General features: G+C 63.7%; 14 protein-coding genes. 4 read left to right on the top strand and 10 right to left on the bottom strand.

Features of this window, described 5'->3' with window-relative positions; genetic code table 11:
* Positions 1–66: 66 nt before the first annotated feature.
* Positions 67–1,482: an MFS transporter gene (locus ACP7AL_RS05455; protein ID WP_425989624.1), complete on the top strand. Its 1,416-nt coding sequence runs from the start codon at positions 67–69 to the stop codon at positions 1,480–1,482.
* On the opposite strand, the gene purH is transcribed toward ACP7AL_RS05455, so the two are convergent.
* The 3 genes from purH to ACP7AL_RS05440 form a co-directional block, all read right to left on the bottom strand.
* On the bottom strand, positions 1,479–3,071 hold the full coding sequence (purH, locus tag ACP7AL_RS05450; RefSeq protein ID WP_425989622.1) for a bifunctional phosphoribosylaminoimidazolecarboxamide formyltransferase/IMP cyclohydrolase: 1,593 nt from the start codon (positions 3,069–3,071) through the stop codon (positions 1,479–1,481). The genes ACP7AL_RS05455 and purH overlap by 4 nt on opposite strands.
* A 151-nt stretch (positions 3,072–3,222) precedes the next feature.
* Positions 3,223–4,977 carry a heparinase II/III family protein gene (locus ACP7AL_RS05445; RefSeq protein ID WP_425989620.1) on the bottom strand — a complete coding sequence of 585 codons (1,755 nt, stop codon included), beginning with the start codon at positions 4,975–4,977 and terminating at the stop codon, positions 3,223–3,225.
* 266 nt (positions 4,978–5,243) lie between these two features.
* Positions 5,244–6,593 (bottom strand): RsmB/NOP family class I SAM-dependent RNA methyltransferase, encoded by a 1,350-nt coding sequence (locus tag ACP7AL_RS05440; RefSeq protein ID WP_425989618.1) that lies wholly within the window; start codon positions 6,591–6,593, stop codon positions 5,244–5,246.
* Between the two features lie 252 nt (positions 6,594–6,845).
* Here ACP7AL_RS05440 and ACP7AL_RS05435 point away from each other — a divergent pair, with 252 nt between their 5' ends.
* Both ACP7AL_RS05435 and ACP7AL_RS05430 read left to right on the top strand, forming a co-directional pair.
* Entirely contained in the window at positions 6,846–7,070 is a 225-nt protein-coding gene (locus ACP7AL_RS05435) for a DUF1674 domain-containing protein (protein WP_425989617.1), read from the top strand.
* Between the two features lie 71 nt (positions 7,071–7,141).
* Positions 7,142–7,738, top strand: coding sequence for a thermonuclease family protein (locus ACP7AL_RS05430; RefSeq protein ID WP_425989615.1), 597 nt, complete (start codon positions 7,142–7,144; stop codon positions 7,736–7,738).
* A 159-nt stretch (positions 7,739–7,897) separates the two neighbouring features.
* Here ACP7AL_RS05430 and ACP7AL_RS05425 read toward each other — a convergent pair whose 3' ends face one another.
* The 5 genes from ACP7AL_RS05425 to ACP7AL_RS05405 form a co-directional block, all read right to left on the bottom strand.
* Positions 7,898–8,410 (bottom strand): L,D-transpeptidase, encoded by a 513-nt coding sequence (locus ACP7AL_RS05425; protein WP_006023383.1) that lies wholly within the window; start codon positions 8,408–8,410, stop codon positions 7,898–7,900.
* A 238-nt stretch (positions 8,411–8,648) separates the two neighbouring features.
* Positions 8,649–9,767 carry a Kelch repeat-containing protein gene (locus ACP7AL_RS05420; protein WP_425989613.1) on the bottom strand — a complete coding sequence of 373 codons (1,119 nt, stop codon included), beginning with the start codon at positions 9,765–9,767 and terminating at the stop codon, positions 8,649–8,651.
* 21 nt (positions 9,768–9,788) lie between these two features.
* Positions 9,789–10,184: a hypothetical protein gene (locus ACP7AL_RS05415; RefSeq protein WP_425989611.1), complete on the bottom strand. Its 396-nt coding sequence runs from the start codon at positions 10,182–10,184 to the stop codon at positions 9,789–9,791.
* 26 nt (positions 10,185–10,210) lie between these two features.
* Positions 10,211–12,163, bottom strand: a complete 1,953-nt coding sequence (gene acs, locus ACP7AL_RS05410; RefSeq protein WP_425989609.1) for an acetate--CoA ligase — start codon at positions 12,161–12,163, stop codon at positions 10,211–10,213.
* A gap of 167 nt (positions 12,164–12,330) precedes the next feature.
* Positions 12,331–13,011, bottom strand: coding sequence for a class I SAM-dependent methyltransferase (locus tag ACP7AL_RS05405; protein ID WP_425989607.1), 681 nt, complete (start codon positions 13,009–13,011; stop codon positions 12,331–12,333).
* A gap of 87 nt (positions 13,012–13,098) precedes the next feature.
* On the opposite strand from ACP7AL_RS05405, the gene ACP7AL_RS05400 reads away from it, so the two are divergent.
* The gene (locus ACP7AL_RS05400; protein WP_425989605.1) at positions 13,099–14,202 is read left to right on the top strand and encodes a DNA topoisomerase IB; all 1,104 of its coding nucleotides are present in this window, start codon (positions 13,099–13,101) and stop codon (positions 14,200–14,202) included.
* Here ACP7AL_RS05400 and ACP7AL_RS05395 read toward each other — a convergent pair.
* Positions 14,199–14,612, bottom strand: coding sequence for an EVE domain-containing protein (locus ACP7AL_RS05395; RefSeq protein ID WP_425989603.1), 414 nt, complete (start codon positions 14,610–14,612; stop codon positions 14,199–14,201). The genes ACP7AL_RS05400 and ACP7AL_RS05395 overlap by 4 nt on opposite strands.
* A 10-nt stretch (positions 14,613–14,622) precedes the next feature.
* On the bottom strand, positions 14,623–15,603 hold the full coding sequence (locus ACP7AL_RS05390) for an NAD(P)H-dependent glycerol-3-phosphate dehydrogenase (protein WP_425989601.1): 981 nt from the start codon (positions 15,601–15,603) through the stop codon (positions 14,623–14,625).

Here is a 15,603-nt window from a genome sequence, read left to right as displayed (position 1 = left end):
GCTGCACTATATGGTTTTGCGGCGACGACGGACAATGTCCGCGTTGATTCGGCAGGAAATTCGATAATGGCTCAAGCTCTTCCGGCGCATAACAGTCACGCAAACGTGTCGCCGCAGACTTATCCGCCGCGTTCGGCGGTTTTCGGCTGGATTTTGTTCGACTGGGCCGCGCAGCCATATTTCACCCTGATCACCACGTTCGTATTCGCGCCGTATTTTGCCTCGCGCGTTGCCTCCGATCCGGTCGCAGGACAATCGAGCTGGGGTTATGCCACCGCGGCGGCTGGTCTCGTCATTGCCTTGCTGTCGCCCGTGCTCGGCGCGATCGCCGATGCCGGCGGCCGCCGCAAGCCGTGGATCGCGGCGTTCGGCACGCTTCTCGTGATCGGTTCGTCGCTGATGTGGATCGGCAAACCCGGAGATCCGTCGATCATCGTCCCGCTATTGATCGCTTACGGGATCGCGACCATCGGCGTCGAATTCGCAACGGTGTTCAACAACGCGATGATGCCGACACTCGTGCCGCCGGAACGCATCGGGCGACTGTCAGGCACCGGATGGGCCACCGGCTATGTCGGCGGAATTCTCAGTTTGATCCTCGTGCTCGGCTTCATGGCGGCAAATCCGGTCACGGGCAAAACGCTGTTCGGTCTCACGCCGATCTTCGGTCTCGATCCCGCGACGTTTCAGGGCGATCGGCTCACCGGGCCGCTGACCGCGGTCTGGTTCATGATCTTCGTGCTGCCGATGTTTCTGTTCACGCCCGATCACGCGGCGAAGACACCGGCCCGCGGCGCGGTGCGCGAAGGTTTGCGCGAACTGCGTGAGACGCTGGTGCGATTGCCGAAAACACCGTCCATGCTCGCGTTTCTGATCGCGAACATGATCTACATGGACGGTCTCGTGTCGCTGTTCGCGTTCGGCGGCATTTACGCCGCGGGCACTTTCGGCTGGAACACGATTCAGATTGGTACCTTCGGCATTCTGCTGGCGATCTCCGGCACCATCGGTGCGTGGCTCGGCGGCCGGCTCGATGACAGGCTCGGACCGAAAGCGGTCGTCGCGGGCAGCCTGGTCATTCTTCTCGGAGCCGTCGCGGCAATTCTTCTGATCGACCGCGATGCGATCTTCTTTATTCCGGTGACGCCGCCGGTGCCGAACGGACCGCTCTTTGCCGCTCCCGCGGAGAAAGCCTATCTCGCGCTCGGGTTTCTGATCGGCCTTGCCGCGGGCCCGATGCAGGCAGCGTCGCGCACCATGCTGATCCGGCTCGCGCCGAAAGAGCGCATCACGCAATGCTTCGGACTGTTTGCCCTGACGGGAAAAGTCACGTCGTTCTTTGGGCCGTTGCTGATCGGGATCGTCACCGATGTCGCAGACAGCCAGAAGGCCGGAATGGCCATTCTGGTGCTGTTTTTCGCAGGCGGCCTTGCCCTGCTGATGCGGGTGAGGGCCCAGTCGGTTCGGGCGCTTCCGGCTTAGTGCTTGAAGTGCCGCGTGCCGGTGAAGACCATGGCGATGCCATGGGCATCGGCAGCTTCGATCACTTCATTGTCGCGCATCGAGCCGCCCGGCTGGACCACGGCGGTTGCGCCGGCTTCGATAGCCACCAGCAAGCCGTCGGCGAACGGGAAGAATGCGTCGGACGCCACCACCGAACCCTTGGTCATCGGCGCAGCCAATCCCAATTCCTTTGCGGCGTCTTCGGCCTTGCGGGCCGCAATGCGCGCCGAATCCACCCGGCTCATCTGCCCCGCGCCGATGCCGACGGTGGCGAGGTCCTTCGCGTAAATAATCGTGTTCGACTTGACGTGCTTGGCGACGCGAAACGCGAAGCGCAGATCGTTCAGCTCCGCGCCGGTCGGCGCGCGCTTGGTGACGGTCTTGAAAGTCATGTCGTCGACCACCGCGTTATCGCGGGTTTGCACCAGAAGACCGCCTGCGACAGTCTTGGTGGTCAATCCTGCTGCGCGCGGATCGGGCAGGCCGCCGGCCAGCAGCAGGCGCAGGTTCTTGCGCTTGCCGATGATGGCGATGGCCTCTTCGGTTGCGTCCGGTGCGATGATGACTTCGGTGAAGATGCCGGCCACTGCATTGGCGGCATCCGCATCGAGTGTGCGGTTGAATGCGATGATGCCGCCGTAGGCCGAGGTCGAGTCGCAGGCCAGCGCCTTGCGATAGGCTTCGGCGAGGTCCTTGCCCTCGGCGACGCCGCACGGATTGGCGTGCTTGACGATGACACAGGCGGCGGTGCGCTTCGCATCGAACTCCGCGATGGCCTCATAGGCCGCATCGGTGTCATTGATATTGTTGTAGGACAGCTCCTTGCCCTGAAGCTGGCGCGCGGTGGCGACGCCGAAGCGGCGGTCGGGAGTCTTGTAGAACGATGCCTGCTGATGCGGGTTCTCGCCATAGCGCAGCGCCTGGATCAGTTTGCCGCCGAAGGCGCGGAAATCCGGCGCATCGATCTTGAGCTGACCGGCAAACCAGTTCGAGATCGCAGCATCGTAAGCGGCCGTTCGTGCGTAGGCTTTCTGCGCAAGCTTTTTGCGCAGGGTGAGCGTGGTCGCGCCCTTGTTGGCGTTGAGTTCATCCAGCACGGCCTGATAGTCGGATGCCTCAACGACGACGGCGACGTCGTGATGATTCTTCGCCGCGGCGCGGATCATGGCCGGACCGCCGATGTCGATGTTCTCGATGCAATCGTCCTCGGAGGCGCCTTTGTCCACTGTCGCCTCGAACGGATAGAGGTTGACCACCAGAAGATCGATCGGCGCGATGCCGTGATCCTTCATGCTGCGGGCGTGATCGGCATTGTCCCGGATCGCGAGCAATCCGCCGTGGACGTTCGGATGCAGCGTCTTGACCCGCCCATCCATCATTTCGGGGAAACCGGTCAGGTCCGACACGTCCCGCACCTTGAGGCCGGCATCGGCAATGGCCTTGGCGGTGCCTCCGGTGGAGACGAGCTCGATGCCGTGACCGGCGAGCGCGCGGGCGAATTCGATCAGGCCGGATTTGTCGGAAACGGAGAGAAGTGCGCGCGCAACGCGGCGCGGGTGGTCAGCCATAAGGTGCGTCCTGGTTCGGATAGGTGTTGCCCGCCGGGTAGCATGGTTTGCTGTCCGGCAAAACCTCCAATCCACGCACTTTTCGCAGCAAATATGCCGCTTTTACCCGCTGTTCCGGCGCCGTTGAGACGACGCGGCAGGGTGGCCGATCCTACAGCGGCAATTCCGGCTCGCGCCTGGCGTCGCGGCGGGCATTGGTCACCGCTGCCGAGGCGGAAGAGCGGGTGAAACTCCAGCGGACGCTCGGCGAGTCCTTCCGGTTCTGGCGGATCACGATCTGGGCAGTGCGGCGCGGCCCGTCGGAGCCCGCCAGAAAGACGCTGTCTTCCAGATCGACCTTGTCGTTGACCGCCTCGAATGTCCACACGTCGCGGTTGGGCAGCACCAGCATCACGCCGCGGGCATCGGAAAGGCGGCTGGCCTTCACCGCCGGATGCAGATGAAACCGCAGCACGTAATCGTCGGGCTTGTTGCGTGTCGATGCGCCTGAGGCGTTCAGCAAGATGTCTTCGCCTTCGAGCCGGCTGCCGTCGCTGGACAGTGTCAGGCTGCGCTGATGCACCACGCCGAACTGGCGCGCGTAAGCATCATGGGTCGCGGTCAGTTGAATACTGTCGTTCGCCGCCTCGCGGAACACACCGACATTGGATGGCCCGCTGACGATCGGCGCGCCCTGCAGCATCCGCTTCATCGCAGGCAACTCGATGAACTGGCACGACGACGTCTCGTGGCAGGTCAGGGTCGAATGCGCAGCGGTTGAACGCGCGAAGGCGCGCCAGTTGTCGCGGCCGGTGGCGGGGATGCCGCAATTGACAACGATGCGTCCCGTGCCGGACGACAATTCGAACGACAGGCAGCCCGCATGGGCATCGCGGCTCACCGCCGGCGGCGGCGGCGCGCCGGTGTCCATGATGACAGCGGTGTTGCCCGCATCGAGGCGCTGGAAGCCCGAATGCGGCATGTTCGACATTGGAATGCCGTGGGTGTCGTCATAGGCCAGCAATGTCGCCAGCAGTCCGGATGGCGCGCTGCTCATGCCGTTGAACAGCGCGAAACTGCCGTCGCCATGGCGGAAGAATCGCAGCATCGGCATCATGCGGTCGATGGCGTTCAGCAGTGCCGGCGGCGGCGCGATGTTGCGGGCAGCAAAGGTCTGACGCAGCGGCAAGAGATCGGGCAGCAGCTCGATCAATGCGCCGGGATTACGCGAAATGTGTCCGCCGTCGGGAAGCAGTTGCCGTTGCAATTCTTCCGACAGCTTGCGCGACGAGGTTCGGATGTGCTTGGCCTGATTGGCGAGACACAGCGATGCGTAACACAATGCAATCAGCACCTGCAGACGCGGCACGCCGTCCGGAATATCGACCATCGTGTAGCGCAGATAGCGAATCTCGCGCGTGAGGCTGCGCAGGAAGCGGCGATAGAATTTTCCGTCGGCGTCGTTCAGCACCAGCGGCGCCTGCGACAGCAGCGAGATCACCCGCCGCGCCAGCACGTCGGCGCGCCAGCCTGCGCCGCGCTTGCGGATCGGCTTTGAAATCCAGTCGTCGATCAGGGCGCGCGCGTTGGCGCGGGTGATGGCGGAGTCCGCGGCGCGCAGATGGCGCAGCCAGCCGAATCCGAGCAGGTTGGCTTCCCAGTCTTCCGACGGTGGATCGAGTTCGAAAATCGATCGGCCGTGCGAGGTGACGATCTTTCCTGCGAAGACAAAACGCCCGGCATAGATTTCGGACGCGCGGGTGGCGTCGACGGTGCGAAGATCATTCGGCGCGATCAGCAACCGGTCAGTGCGGCCGGGCCAGAAGCGCGACAGCGCGACAGACTTGCCGCTGGCGCGTGCGAGTACGTTCCGCGCCGCGCGGCCCAGCAAAAGAGACGAGATGCGTCGTCGGTAAGCGACCGCCACGTGCGCCCTTGTCCTGAATCACGCCGGTAGCCTGACGAAAGCCGCCGCCGAACGTGACCGTTCCCCACAAAACGGAGCATTCCTCCCCCGAAACTCACGCCGGCGACGAGCACGCCATGCCGTGAGGGAATCTCCGCGACTCTTTGTAGTCCGGAAATGCCTGTAAGGCACCCCCGACGCAACCCCGGGATGCCCCATTGACCGCTGGCATGTGGATCAAGAGCGCGTTTGGCGGCTTGCGAATCGGATGCGGCCCGGGATTCGAATCAGGACTTGATGAGACGGGCTGCGTAGAAGCCGTCGAGACCGCCGAGCCGCGAATCGGCATGGGCGAGATGCGAGGGCAGGGTGCGGATGTCGCCGTCCGCGGTGAGAATTTCGTCCAGTCCCGCCACTTCATCCCGCCCGACCGGCGCACGGCGCAGGCCCGATTCGGCCGCAAGGACGCTTGCGACGGCCTGCTCGCCTTCCTCGGGCTCGAGCGAACAGGTGCAATAGACCAGAGTTCCACCAGGCTTCAGCAGTGTGGCCGCCTTTTGCAGCATGCGCTTCTGCACGGCGGCGAGCGCGCCGATGTCGGCTTCCTGTTTCAGCCACGCGACGTCGGGATGCCGCCGGATCGTCCCGGTCGCGGCGCAGGGCGCATCGATCAACACGCCGTCGAACAGTTCGCCTGCCGGCGGCTGCCATTCGAGCGCATCCGCCACCGCGGTACCCGCTTCCAGCGAAAGCCGAGAGAGATTCTCGCGCAGGCGCGCGATGCGATTGGGCGAGCGGTCGACCGCAGTGACCTTCGCACCGGCATGGACCAGTTGCGCGGTCTTGCCGCCGGGCGCCGCGCACAGATCGGCGATGGTCTTGTCTTTAACGTCACCGAACAGACGGGCCGGTATCGCGGCGGCCGCATCCTGCACCCACCACTGGCCTTCATTGAAACCGGGAAGCATGGTGACCGACCCGTGCAGCAGCGTGCGCACGGTGCCGGTCGGGAGTGTCTCGCCATGCAGCCGCGTCGCCCAGCCGCCGGGATCGGACTTGACTGTGAGATCCAGCGCGGGCTCCACGCTGATGGCGGCGGCCATCGCGCGCGTTGCTTCTTCGCCATAGGCCGCGATCCAGCGCGCGACCAGCCACGGCGGAAGATCGAGCATCTGCGATTTGACTTCGTCGATCAGCGGCTGGCCCTCACGTGCACAGCGCCGCAACACCGCGTTGACGAGGCCGGCATATTTCGCAGCACGCCGGTCCGCCTGCACGAGCCGGACCGACAGGTCGACGGCGGCATGATCGGGAACATCCATCCACAGGATTTGCGCCGCGCCGATCAGCAATGCGCTTTGCGCGCGCGGCGCATCGCTCGGAATGCCGCGATCCAGCAGCCGTGACAGGATGTGGCCGAGCGTGCCGAGCCGCCGCAGAATCGTTGCAACCAGCCGGCGCATCAGCGCGCGATCGCGATCCGCCAGCGTCTTCAGTCCGGGATGCGCGCCGGGACCGTCGAGCTGATCGTCAAGCATGCGGTGCTTGTGCAGCACGCCGTCGAGAATATCGGCAGCAATCCTGCGCGCTGCGAGGCCGGGCACCTCGGTGGGCGGGACAAATCTCGAAGGCTTCATGTGTGAAAAAACATTCGCTGGCAGGGAGGAACGCGACAATCGCCGCACCGGATGTATCGTCGTGGCATCGGAATATGCCAAATGTAAGAATTGGTCTGTCTCTGAATCGTCTTGTCTGAAACATCTTGGGAAATGTGAGCTGGCTCACGGACAGGCGGCTCGGCGGCGTCAGACTGCATCGGCCGCAGGGTCTTGATCGAACGCGCTGTCGGTCTAGATTGATTTCGGCTCTGACCACCGGGAGTGTCAGCCATGACCCATGATCAAACTCGTTCCGAACCTGTCGTTGGCAACACGGTCGCCCCGCGCAAACCGCTGTCCCCACAGGCGCAGCGGGCGCTCGCGGAAGCCGAGGAGCGGCGAACCAGGGCCGCGCAGGACTATAGCTCTCGCGCGAAAGAGGTTCAGGGCCCCAAGGGGCTGGAGCCGACCCGATACGGGGACTGGGAACACAAGGGACTTTGTTCGGATTTCTAGCCCTACGCATCACTACGGATGCGCCGGTTCCGCTCTTGCGGCCAGGGTCCTTTTGATCCTATTCTAGGCATATGTTCCTAGATCGGTCACTTCATCGGGCATCCCGGCATCCATTCCACGGTTCACCGCCCTGGCTGCTTGGCCTGATCTTTGTCGCCGGCATCGCAACTGGAACCGTGGTTCCGCTCAGGGATCATTTGCCACGGGCGCGCTCGTCCATCGCGTCCGCGAATCCATCCGCATCGGGCCCGGCCCGGCAGCCCGTACCTCAGACATGGAGCCGTGACGGCAATCCCGGTGTGCGTCATTCCGTCGAGGTGGTGCGCGTGGTCGACGGCGACACATTCGAGGCGCGAGTCCATCTGTGGCCGGGGCTGGAGATGACGACGCGCGTGCGGCTTCGCGGCATCGATGCGCCTGAAATGAAGGGCGCGTGCGCCGAGGAATTACGGATGGCGGAGGCCTCCGGGGAGGCGCTGCGTGCGCTGCTCGCCGATGGCGATGTCGCGATCTTCAATATCGGTCCCGACAAATACAACGGCCGTGTCGTCGCCGACGCCGCTACGCGGCGAACGCCGAGCGTCTCAGCGGCACTGCTCGCATCGGGTCATGCGCGCCAGTACCAGGGCGGCAAGCGCGGCGGCTGGTGTTGGCTATCCGCCAGATAAGAGCCGGCGTGGGTAAGAGTTTCCAGTTGTCATTGCGAGGAGCGTAGCGACGAAGCAATCCAGCTTCTCTCTCAAGAGTGGATTGCTTCGCTTCGATCGCAATGACGGTTGGAAGCCGCGTCATGACGCGGCTTTTTTCACATCGGAATGTTTTGACGATCAGCGCGAGGTGACCACCACCGGCGTGCCGACCTCGACGCGCTCGAACAGGTCGCTGATGTCCTGATTGTACATCCGCACGCAGCCGTAAGAGACATAGCCGCCGACAGAGTTCGGACGGTTGGTGCCGTGGATCGCATATTCGCCGCCGGCCAGCGTCATGGCGGCGACGCCCATCGGATTGGACGGTGAGCCGCCGGGAATGACATCCGGGATGCTCGGATTGTCGCGCTTCACGTCCGCAGGCGGCGACCATGCCGGCTGACGATATTTTCCATCGATGCGGGTGGCTCCGGCCCATTGCTTGCCAGCCTTGCCGACGCCGACAGGGTAGCGCAGCGCCTGGCCCTCGCCGAGAATGAGATAGAGTTTGCGTTCGTTGGTCTTCACCACGATGGTTCCCGGCGCATAGCCGTTGGGGGAAGCCACAACCGACGGCGCGGCGCTGGCGACGGTTCCTGACAGGCCGATAGCCATGGTGACAGTGAAAGCCACCGCGAGTTGACGCAACATTCCAACCTCCAAAATGCTTCCGAACGGTGCAGGCATCCGGGCAGGACCGCGGAACCCTGTTCGATGCGCCAGCCTGGGGCAAAGGCTTCAACAGGCGGTTTCCACGAGCCCCACGGGCGGACCGAACGCGACCTTAGGAAGAAAATTCCGGCGGCAAAGTAAATGCCCGGGAAACAACACCTGCGCCTAAAGGCACTGGGGATGGTGACATTTTTGTGAGCGAAGATTTCGCTCGTGATCAGCCGAGGGTGAAAGCTTCGTGCACCGCAGACTGCACCGCGCCGCCGGTGACGGCGCCGCCGCCCGCGACATAAATCCAGTCGCCGATGGTCACAGCGCCCACGGCATGACGCGGTGTCGGCATCGGCGCATGGCTTTGCCACTTGTCCGTGGCCGGATCGTAGCTTTCCATCTGGCCGAACACCTTGCCCTGCGTGATCTGGCCTTTGGAGATGAGACCGGCTTCACCGCCCATGGCGAACAGCCGGTCGCGGTACACCACAAGCCCGTGGCCGGAGCGCGTGGTCGGCAATGGCGCGCGCGTCTCCCAGGTATCGCGGTCGGGCACATACACATGATGCAGCCCGGTGTTGTATTCGAACGTATTGAAGCGTCCGCCGATGACGTGAATGATCCCATTGTACGCGACACAGCCGACATGGTCGCGTGCGCCGGGCAGCGCTTTCAGCGTCATCCATTTGTCGGTCTTCGGATCGTAGACCTCGTGCCATCCGACGCTCGCGCGTTCCATGGTCGGTTCTGACGCGCCGCCGATCAGGTGAACGCGGCCGCTCAACACAACGGCGGCGCCTGCACCGCGCGGACGCGGCAGCGGCGCGATCTTGTCCCAGCGATTGGCTGCGACGTCATAGGCGTAGGCGTTGTGATCGGGATTGCGGTTCTGTTCGATGAAGCCGCCGAGCGCGTAGACGCGTCCCGCATCCGCCGCGACCGCGACATGGTTGGCGCCGCGCGGCAACGGCGCGCCATCGAACCAGACATCCTTGGCCGGATCATAGATGTGATGATAGGTGCGATCGACGCGGCCTTCACCGTAGCCGCCGACGATATGCGCACGTCCCGCCCACTCGGTGGCCCACGCCATCTCGCTGCGGGGCAGCGGCAGTGCTGCGCGGGTCACCCAGCGGCCCGGCACGCCCTGCGGCGCAGGGCTTTCCGTCACGCGCTGCGCCTGTTCGTCCGGCGAGATGTGGTGCGGGGCGTTGGTGCGAAGGCCGGTGAAAGGCTCGGATGACGGCGGAGCCTGCGGCAGCGGCGTATGCTGATGCTGGGCGTGCGCCGCGGTTGCGGCGAGTGCGAGTGACGCAGTGCTCGTAAGGAAAGTCCTGCGATCCATGCCGGTGTCTCCCGGGCCTGATTATTGCTGTTTTCCGCTCTTCGGCGTCTTTGACTTCGGCTTCACCGCTTTTGGCTCATTTTCCTTCGGCGGCTTCGGGCATGCGCCGGTGTGGTCGAGCTGCACCTTGGCCTTCTGGCGCTCGCAGTCGTTTGCGTAGGTCTTGCCGTTGCAACCGCAAACCGGCCGGTGGATCTGCATGCAGAAGGCGGGCGCCTTGTCGCATGTGCCCGGCGCATCTGCGGCCTTGCATTGCCCGCCTTCCCTTTGGCACCAGAGCGCCGAATTGCAGGTGATGTTCGCCGCGCCGCCGCAGGCTTCGCCGAGATTTGCCGCCTCGGATGTGCCAAATCTGATCGTCACGCAAAGCATGACGATCAGGATCGCCGTAATCAGACGAGCGAGGCGCGTTGGCATGAATCCCCCAGCGGCAGACCCCAGCGTCAGGCGCTGGCCTTCTTATTCTGCCGGTTATGCACCAGATCGTCCACCACGGCGGGATCGGCCAGCGTCGAAGTGTCGCCGAGGGCGCCGGATTCGTCTTCCGCGATCTTGCGCAGGATGCGGCGCATGATCTTGCCGGAACGCGTTTTCGGCAGGCCCGGGGCAAACTGGATCAGATCGGGCGAGGCGATCGGACCGATGTCCTTGCGCACCCACGCGACCAGTTCCTTGCGCAGCGCCTCGGTCGGCTCAACGCCCTTCATCAGCGTCACATAGGCGTAGATGCCCTGACCCTTGATGTCGTGCGGATAGCCGACCACGGCAGCTTCCGACACCGCATCGTGCGCGACCAGCGAGCTTTCGACTTCCGCGGTGCCCATGCGGTGACCCGACACGTTGATGACGTCGTCGACCCGGCCGGTGATCCAGTAATAGCCGTCGGCATCGCGGCGGCAGCCGTCACCGGTGAAGTACTTGTTCTTGTAGGTCGAGAAGTAGGTCTGCTCGAAACGCGCATGATCGCCGTAGACCGTGCGCATCTGGCCGGGCCAGGACTTGGCGATGCAGAGGTTGCCCTGCGCCTCGCCTTCGAGAACCTTGCCGTCGGCATCGACGATTTCAGGCACCACGCCGAAGAACGGCTTTGTCGCCGAGCCCGGCTTCTGGGCGATCGCGCCCGGCAACGGGGTAATCAGAATGCCGCCGGTCTCGGTCTGCCACCAGGTATCGACAATCGGGCAACGGCCATCGCCGACCACGCGGTGATACCACTCCCACGCTTCAGGATTGATCGGCTCGCCGACCGAACCGAGCAGGCGCAAGCTGGCGCGCGAGGTCTTCTTCACCGGATCGTCGCCGGATTGCATCAGGGCGCGGATCGCGGTCGGCGCGGTGTAGAAGATATTGACCTTGTGCTTGTCGATCACATTCCAGAACCGGGAATTGTCCGGATAGTTCGGCACGCCTTCGAACATCAGCGTGGTGGCGCCGTTGGCGAGCGGCCCATACAGAATGTAGCTATGGCCGGTGACCCAGCCCACGTCCGCCGTGCACCAGTAGATGTCGCCCTCGTGATAGTCGAACACGTACTGATGCGTCATCGAGGCGAAGGTGAGATAGCCGCCGGTGGTGTGCAGCACGCCCTTGGGCTGACCCGTCGAGCCCGAGGTGTAGAGAATGAACAGGGGATCTTCCGCGTTCATCGGCTCAACCGGACAATCGGTATCGACCATCGCCGCGGCTTCGTGATGCCAGACGTCGCGCACCGGATCCATGTCGATCTTGCCGCCGGTACGCTTCACCACAACGACCCAATCGACGCCGCCGACCTTGGCGATGGCCGCGTCGAGGTTGGCCTTGAGCGGCACCTTCTTGCCGCCGCGCAGGCCTTCGTCGGCCGTGATGACGACGTTGGATTTGCAGTCCTTGATGCGCTGCGCCAGCGAGTCGGGCGAAAAGCCGCCGAACACCACCGAGTGGATCGCGCCGATCCGCGCGCAGGCCAGCATCGCGTAGGCCGCTTCCGGGATCATCGGCAGGTAGATGGTGACGCGATCGCCCTTCTTGACGTTCCGCAGCCGCAGGATGTTGGCCATCTTGCAGACTTCGTCATGCAGCTCGCGATAGGTGATCTTCTTCGATTCCGACGGATCGTCGCCTTCCCAGATGATCGCGACCTGGTCGCCGCGCGTCTCGAGATGACGATCGATGCAGTTATAGGCCGCGTTCAGGACGCCGTCCTCGAACCACTTGATCGAGATGTTGCCCGGCGCGAACGAGACGTTCTCGACCTTGGTGAAAGGCTCGATCCAGTCGAGGCGGCGGGAGGCTTCGTCAGCCCAGAAGCCGTTGGGGTCCTTGACCGAACGCGCGTACATCTCGCGGTACTTAGGCTCGTCGATAAAGGCGCGCTTCGCCCATTCCGCGGATACGTCGTAAATTTTATCGGACATGGCTTCCTCGTTTCCTCCACGCAGGCCGTCCGCGTCGCAACATGCGCGCAGCTTCTTCTTGTTTTGTTATTATGCGCCTGTGCATACAGCAGCGACAAGCTGCGGCAACTAGGACTTTTGTCGGACCTCGGATTTCCCAAAGCATATGAAGGGGATGACGGCGGATTTCAGGCCGGCTGCAGCAGGCTCCATACCGCAGTTTGCTTGATTTCGGCGTCCTCCAGATCGCGGGTCACCGGGACGCTGTAGTCCGCGATGCGGCGCAATTTGTCGCGGGGCAGGTAGCTGCGGCCGGGGTCGCCGATCAGCACGGTTGCGCCGCGCGCAACGTGGCCGAAAAGGAAATCGAACGCGCGCTGCGCGGTGTCGCGTTCGTAGAAAATATCGCCGGCCAGCACGACATCCCAACGGCCGCCGTGCGGCTCCGCCAGCAGATCATCCTGGCATATCGACAGCGTGACGCCGTTTTCCGCGGCGTTCAGGGCTGCGGCTGCACAGGCGAATGCATCGATGTCGGCGACGGTCACCGAGGCTGCGCCGGCCTTCATCGCGGCGATGCCCACAAGGCCCGATCCGCTGGCGAGGTCGAGCACGGTCTTGCCGCGCACCAGATCCGCGTTGTCGAGGACATGACGCGCGAGCGCCTGACCGCCGGCCCATGCAAAGGCCCAGAACGGCGGCGGCAATCCGGCCTCGCCGATTTCCTCTTCGGTCTTGTGCCAGAGCGGCACGGCCTCGTCGGCCAGCAGCAGCGAAATCTCCGGCGTCAGCGGCACCGCGCGCAGCCGTGTGTTGGCGCGGATGAAGGAGGCCTTGTCTGCGATGGGTTGTGATGCGGCCTGTTCCATGGGTGCGACTCACCGCAGTTGACCGCTCAGGTCAAGGTGGATGGGAACAAATGCCGCGCTGGGAAATTGGGCACTTCGAGGTGCATCATGACTGACGGTCAAATTCTTGCTGAATTGAGGGACGTATCCGGCATCGTTGCTCCGGATGGGCCCGCGCAGCATGACTCTTCGTCGGTCCGTCGTCTGGCGAAAAAACTCGGGCTGAAACTCGGCGATCAGGCCGAATTCGATATTCGCCGCGTCAAGCGCGGCAAGAGTTACTCTTTCGTACGTGCCAACGGCAAGGTTGTGCGCGACGCCGCCACCATCAAGCGGTTCAACGCGATGGCCGTGCCGCCAGCCTATGTCGATGTGCGTTATGCCGGCGATCCGGCGTCACATCTTCAGGCGGTCGGACGCGATGCGGCGGGACGTCTACAATATCGCTACCATCCAGACTGGGAAAAGGTGCGCGAGACCCGCAAGGCCCGTCGTCTGGCGCGCTTGATCGAGGTGTTACCGAAGATCCGGCGCAGCGTCGCCCAGCATCTCGGCGGTGAGATGCCAACGCGCGAGTTCGCGCTTGCTGCTGTGATCGAACTGGTTGCGCGCACCGCGATCAGACCGGGCAACGAATCCTATGCGCGATTGAACGGAACGCGCGGTGCGACGACGCTGCTGAAGAGCAATGTAGTGATCGAAGACGACTGCATCGTTCTGGCGTTCCGTGCCAAGGGCAACAAGGCGGTGCGCAAGGAATGCGATGCAGCGCGTCTGGTGCGCGCCGTGGACATTCTGCGCAAGCTGCCGGGGCGCAGGCTGTTTCAGTATCGGGACGATAACGACGTCGTGCGCACGGTTAATACCGCGCAGGTGAATGCCTTTTTGCGCGAGATCGCAGGGATTCGCATCTCACTGAAGGACTTCCGGACGCTGATGGCGTCGGCGGCGGTGATGGAATCTCTGGCTCGGGTGGTGCCAGCCGAGAGCGCGCGCGGCCGCCGGAAGCAAGTGCTCGAGGCAGTGCGTGCGGCGGCGGATGAATTGTCCAACACGCCGACGATTTGCCGCAAAAGCTATGTCCACGACACCATCGTGACGGCGTTCGAGGATGGAATTCTCGAACGCTTCGCTGCAACGCTCAAAGGATGCCGTTCGCTCGCCCGGCGCGAGCAGATTCTGGCGAAGGTGGTACTGACCGCAGCGGCCTAAATCCCGCCCATCTTGCAGATCAGCTTCCATTCGTCGGGCTTCACGCTCTGCACCGACAGCCGCGAGTATTTCACCAGATCCATCTCGGCGAGCTTCTTGTCGGCCTTGATGGTTTCCAGAGTCACGGCTTTTTTCAGCGGCTTGTCGGCTTTGATGTCGACGCAGACGAACTTGGCGGTCTTGTCGGTCGGATCGGGATAGTGCTCGCGAATGACCTCGACGATGCCGACGATCTCCTTGCCCTCATTGGAGTGATAGTAAAATGCGAGGTCGCCCTTCTTCATTTTCATGAGATTGGCTTTTGCGGTGTGGTTGCGCACGCCGGTCCATGCTTCGCCCTTGGCGCCTTTCGCGACCTGCTGATCCCACGACCATGTGGAGGGTTCGGATTTTACGAGCCAGTACGCCATCGCCGTTCCTTTATCCCTCGGCCCTGAACGGCCGTGTCAGCAGCATCTCGATCGCTTCATCAATGGTCAGGGCGCCGCCGAGAACCGCCGCCACCGCGCTGGCCACCGGCATTTCAATAGTCTTTTCACTGGCGAGTTCAATCAAGACGGGCGCGGTGAATTCGCCTTCGACCAATTTGCCGCGCGGCGGCGTCTCGCCGCGTCCGAGCGCGATGCCGTAGGAAAAGTTGCGCGATTGAGAACTCGAACAGGACAGCAGCAGGTCTCCGAGCCCCGACAATCCGGCGATCGTCTCGGGCCTGGCGCCGCAGGCAACGCCGAGCCGCATCAGTTCCGCGAAACCGCGGGTGGTCAGCGCTGCCAGCGCCGACGCGCCGAGCTGTTTGCCGGCCACGATCCCGGCGGCGATCGCCAGCACGTTCTTGGCCGCGCCGCCGATCTCGACACCGCGCACATCCGTCGAATGATAGGGGCGGAATGTCGCCGATCCGAGCGCCTGAACCAGCGCTTTCGCAAGCTGCTCGTTGCCGGTTGCGAGCGTGACGGCCGTCGGCAGTCCGCGTGCGACATCGACGTCGAAACTCGGCCCCGACAGAATGGCGGGAACGGCGCGCGGCGCGACCTCCGCGACGATCTGCGTCATGAATCGATGTGTGCCGCGCTCGATACCTTTGGCGCAGACGATCACCGGCGTATTCGATGCAAGATGCGGCGCGAGCGCGGTCGCCGCCTGCCGCAGGCTTTGTGCCGGCGTGACCAGCAGCACCGCGCCGGCTTTCGCGGCCTCGGCGAGATCGCTGGTGACGGCGATCGTCTTCGCAAGCTGAATGCCGGGCAGCTTCGGATTTTCACGTGTTTGCGAGATTGTCGCGGCGGCGGCGCTGTCGCGGGCGTAGAGAACGACATCGCGTCCGGCCCGGGCCGCGGCGTTCGCGAGTGCTGTGCCCCATGCGCCGGCGCCGACAATCGAAATGCTTTGATGTGCGATCAT

The sequence above is a fragment of the Afipia sp. DC4300-2b1 genome, assembly GCF_049895725.1.
GTDB lineage: Bacteria > Pseudomonadota > Alphaproteobacteria > Rhizobiales > Xanthobacteraceae > Afipia > Afipia broomeae.
Note: the sequence above shows the minus strand (reverse complement) of the source record. Positions and strands in the feature narration are given on the sequence as shown.

Excerpts from the sequence above, each read along its gene's own strand:
- purH (WP_425989622.1), bottom strand. The coding sequence starts at position 3,071 with ATGGCTGACCACCCGCGCCGCGTTGCGCGCGCACTTCTCTCCGTTTCC.
- ACP7AL_RS05400 (WP_425989605.1), top strand. The coding sequence starts at position 13,099 with ATGACTGACGGTCAAATTCTTGCTGAATTGAGGGACGTATCCGGCATC.
- ACP7AL_RS05415 (WP_425989611.1), bottom strand. The coding sequence starts at position 10,184 with ATGCCAACGCGCCTCGCTCGTCTGATTACGGCGATCCTGATCGTCATG.
- ACP7AL_RS05405 (WP_425989607.1), bottom strand. The coding sequence starts at position 13,011 with ATGGAACAGGCCGCATCACAACCCATCGCAGACAAGGCCTCCTTCATC.
- ACP7AL_RS05435 (WP_425989617.1), top strand. The coding sequence starts at position 6,846 with ATGACCCATGATCAAACTCGTTCCGAACCTGTCGTTGGCAACACGGTC.
- ACP7AL_RS05430 (WP_425989615.1), top strand. The coding sequence starts at position 7,142 with ATGTTCCTAGATCGGTCACTTCATCGGGCATCCCGGCATCCATTCCAC.
- ACP7AL_RS05455 (WP_425989624.1), top strand. The coding sequence starts at position 67 with ATGGCTCAAGCTCTTCCGGCGCATAACAGTCACGCAAACGTGTCGCCG.
- acs (WP_425989609.1), bottom strand. The coding sequence starts at position 12,163 with ATGTCCGATAAAATTTACGACGTATCCGCGGAATGGGCGAAGCGCGCC.
- ACP7AL_RS05440 (WP_425989618.1), bottom strand. The coding sequence starts at position 6,593 with ATGAAGCCTTCGAGATTTGTCCCGCCCACCGAGGTGCCCGGCCTCGCA.
- ACP7AL_RS05390 (WP_425989601.1), bottom strand. The coding sequence starts at position 15,603 with ATGATCGCACATCAAAGCATTTCGATTGTCGGCGCCGGCGCATGGGGC.
- ACP7AL_RS05420 (WP_425989613.1), bottom strand. The coding sequence starts at position 9,767 with ATGGATCGCAGGACTTTCCTTACGAGCACTGCGTCACTCGCACTCGCC.
- ACP7AL_RS05395 (WP_425989603.1), bottom strand. The coding sequence starts at position 14,612 with ATGGCGTACTGGCTCGTAAAATCCGAACCCTCCACATGGTCGTGGGAT.
- ACP7AL_RS05425 (WP_006023383.1), bottom strand. The coding sequence starts at position 8,410 with ATGTTGCGTCAACTCGCGGTGGCTTTCACTGTCACCATGGCTATCGGC.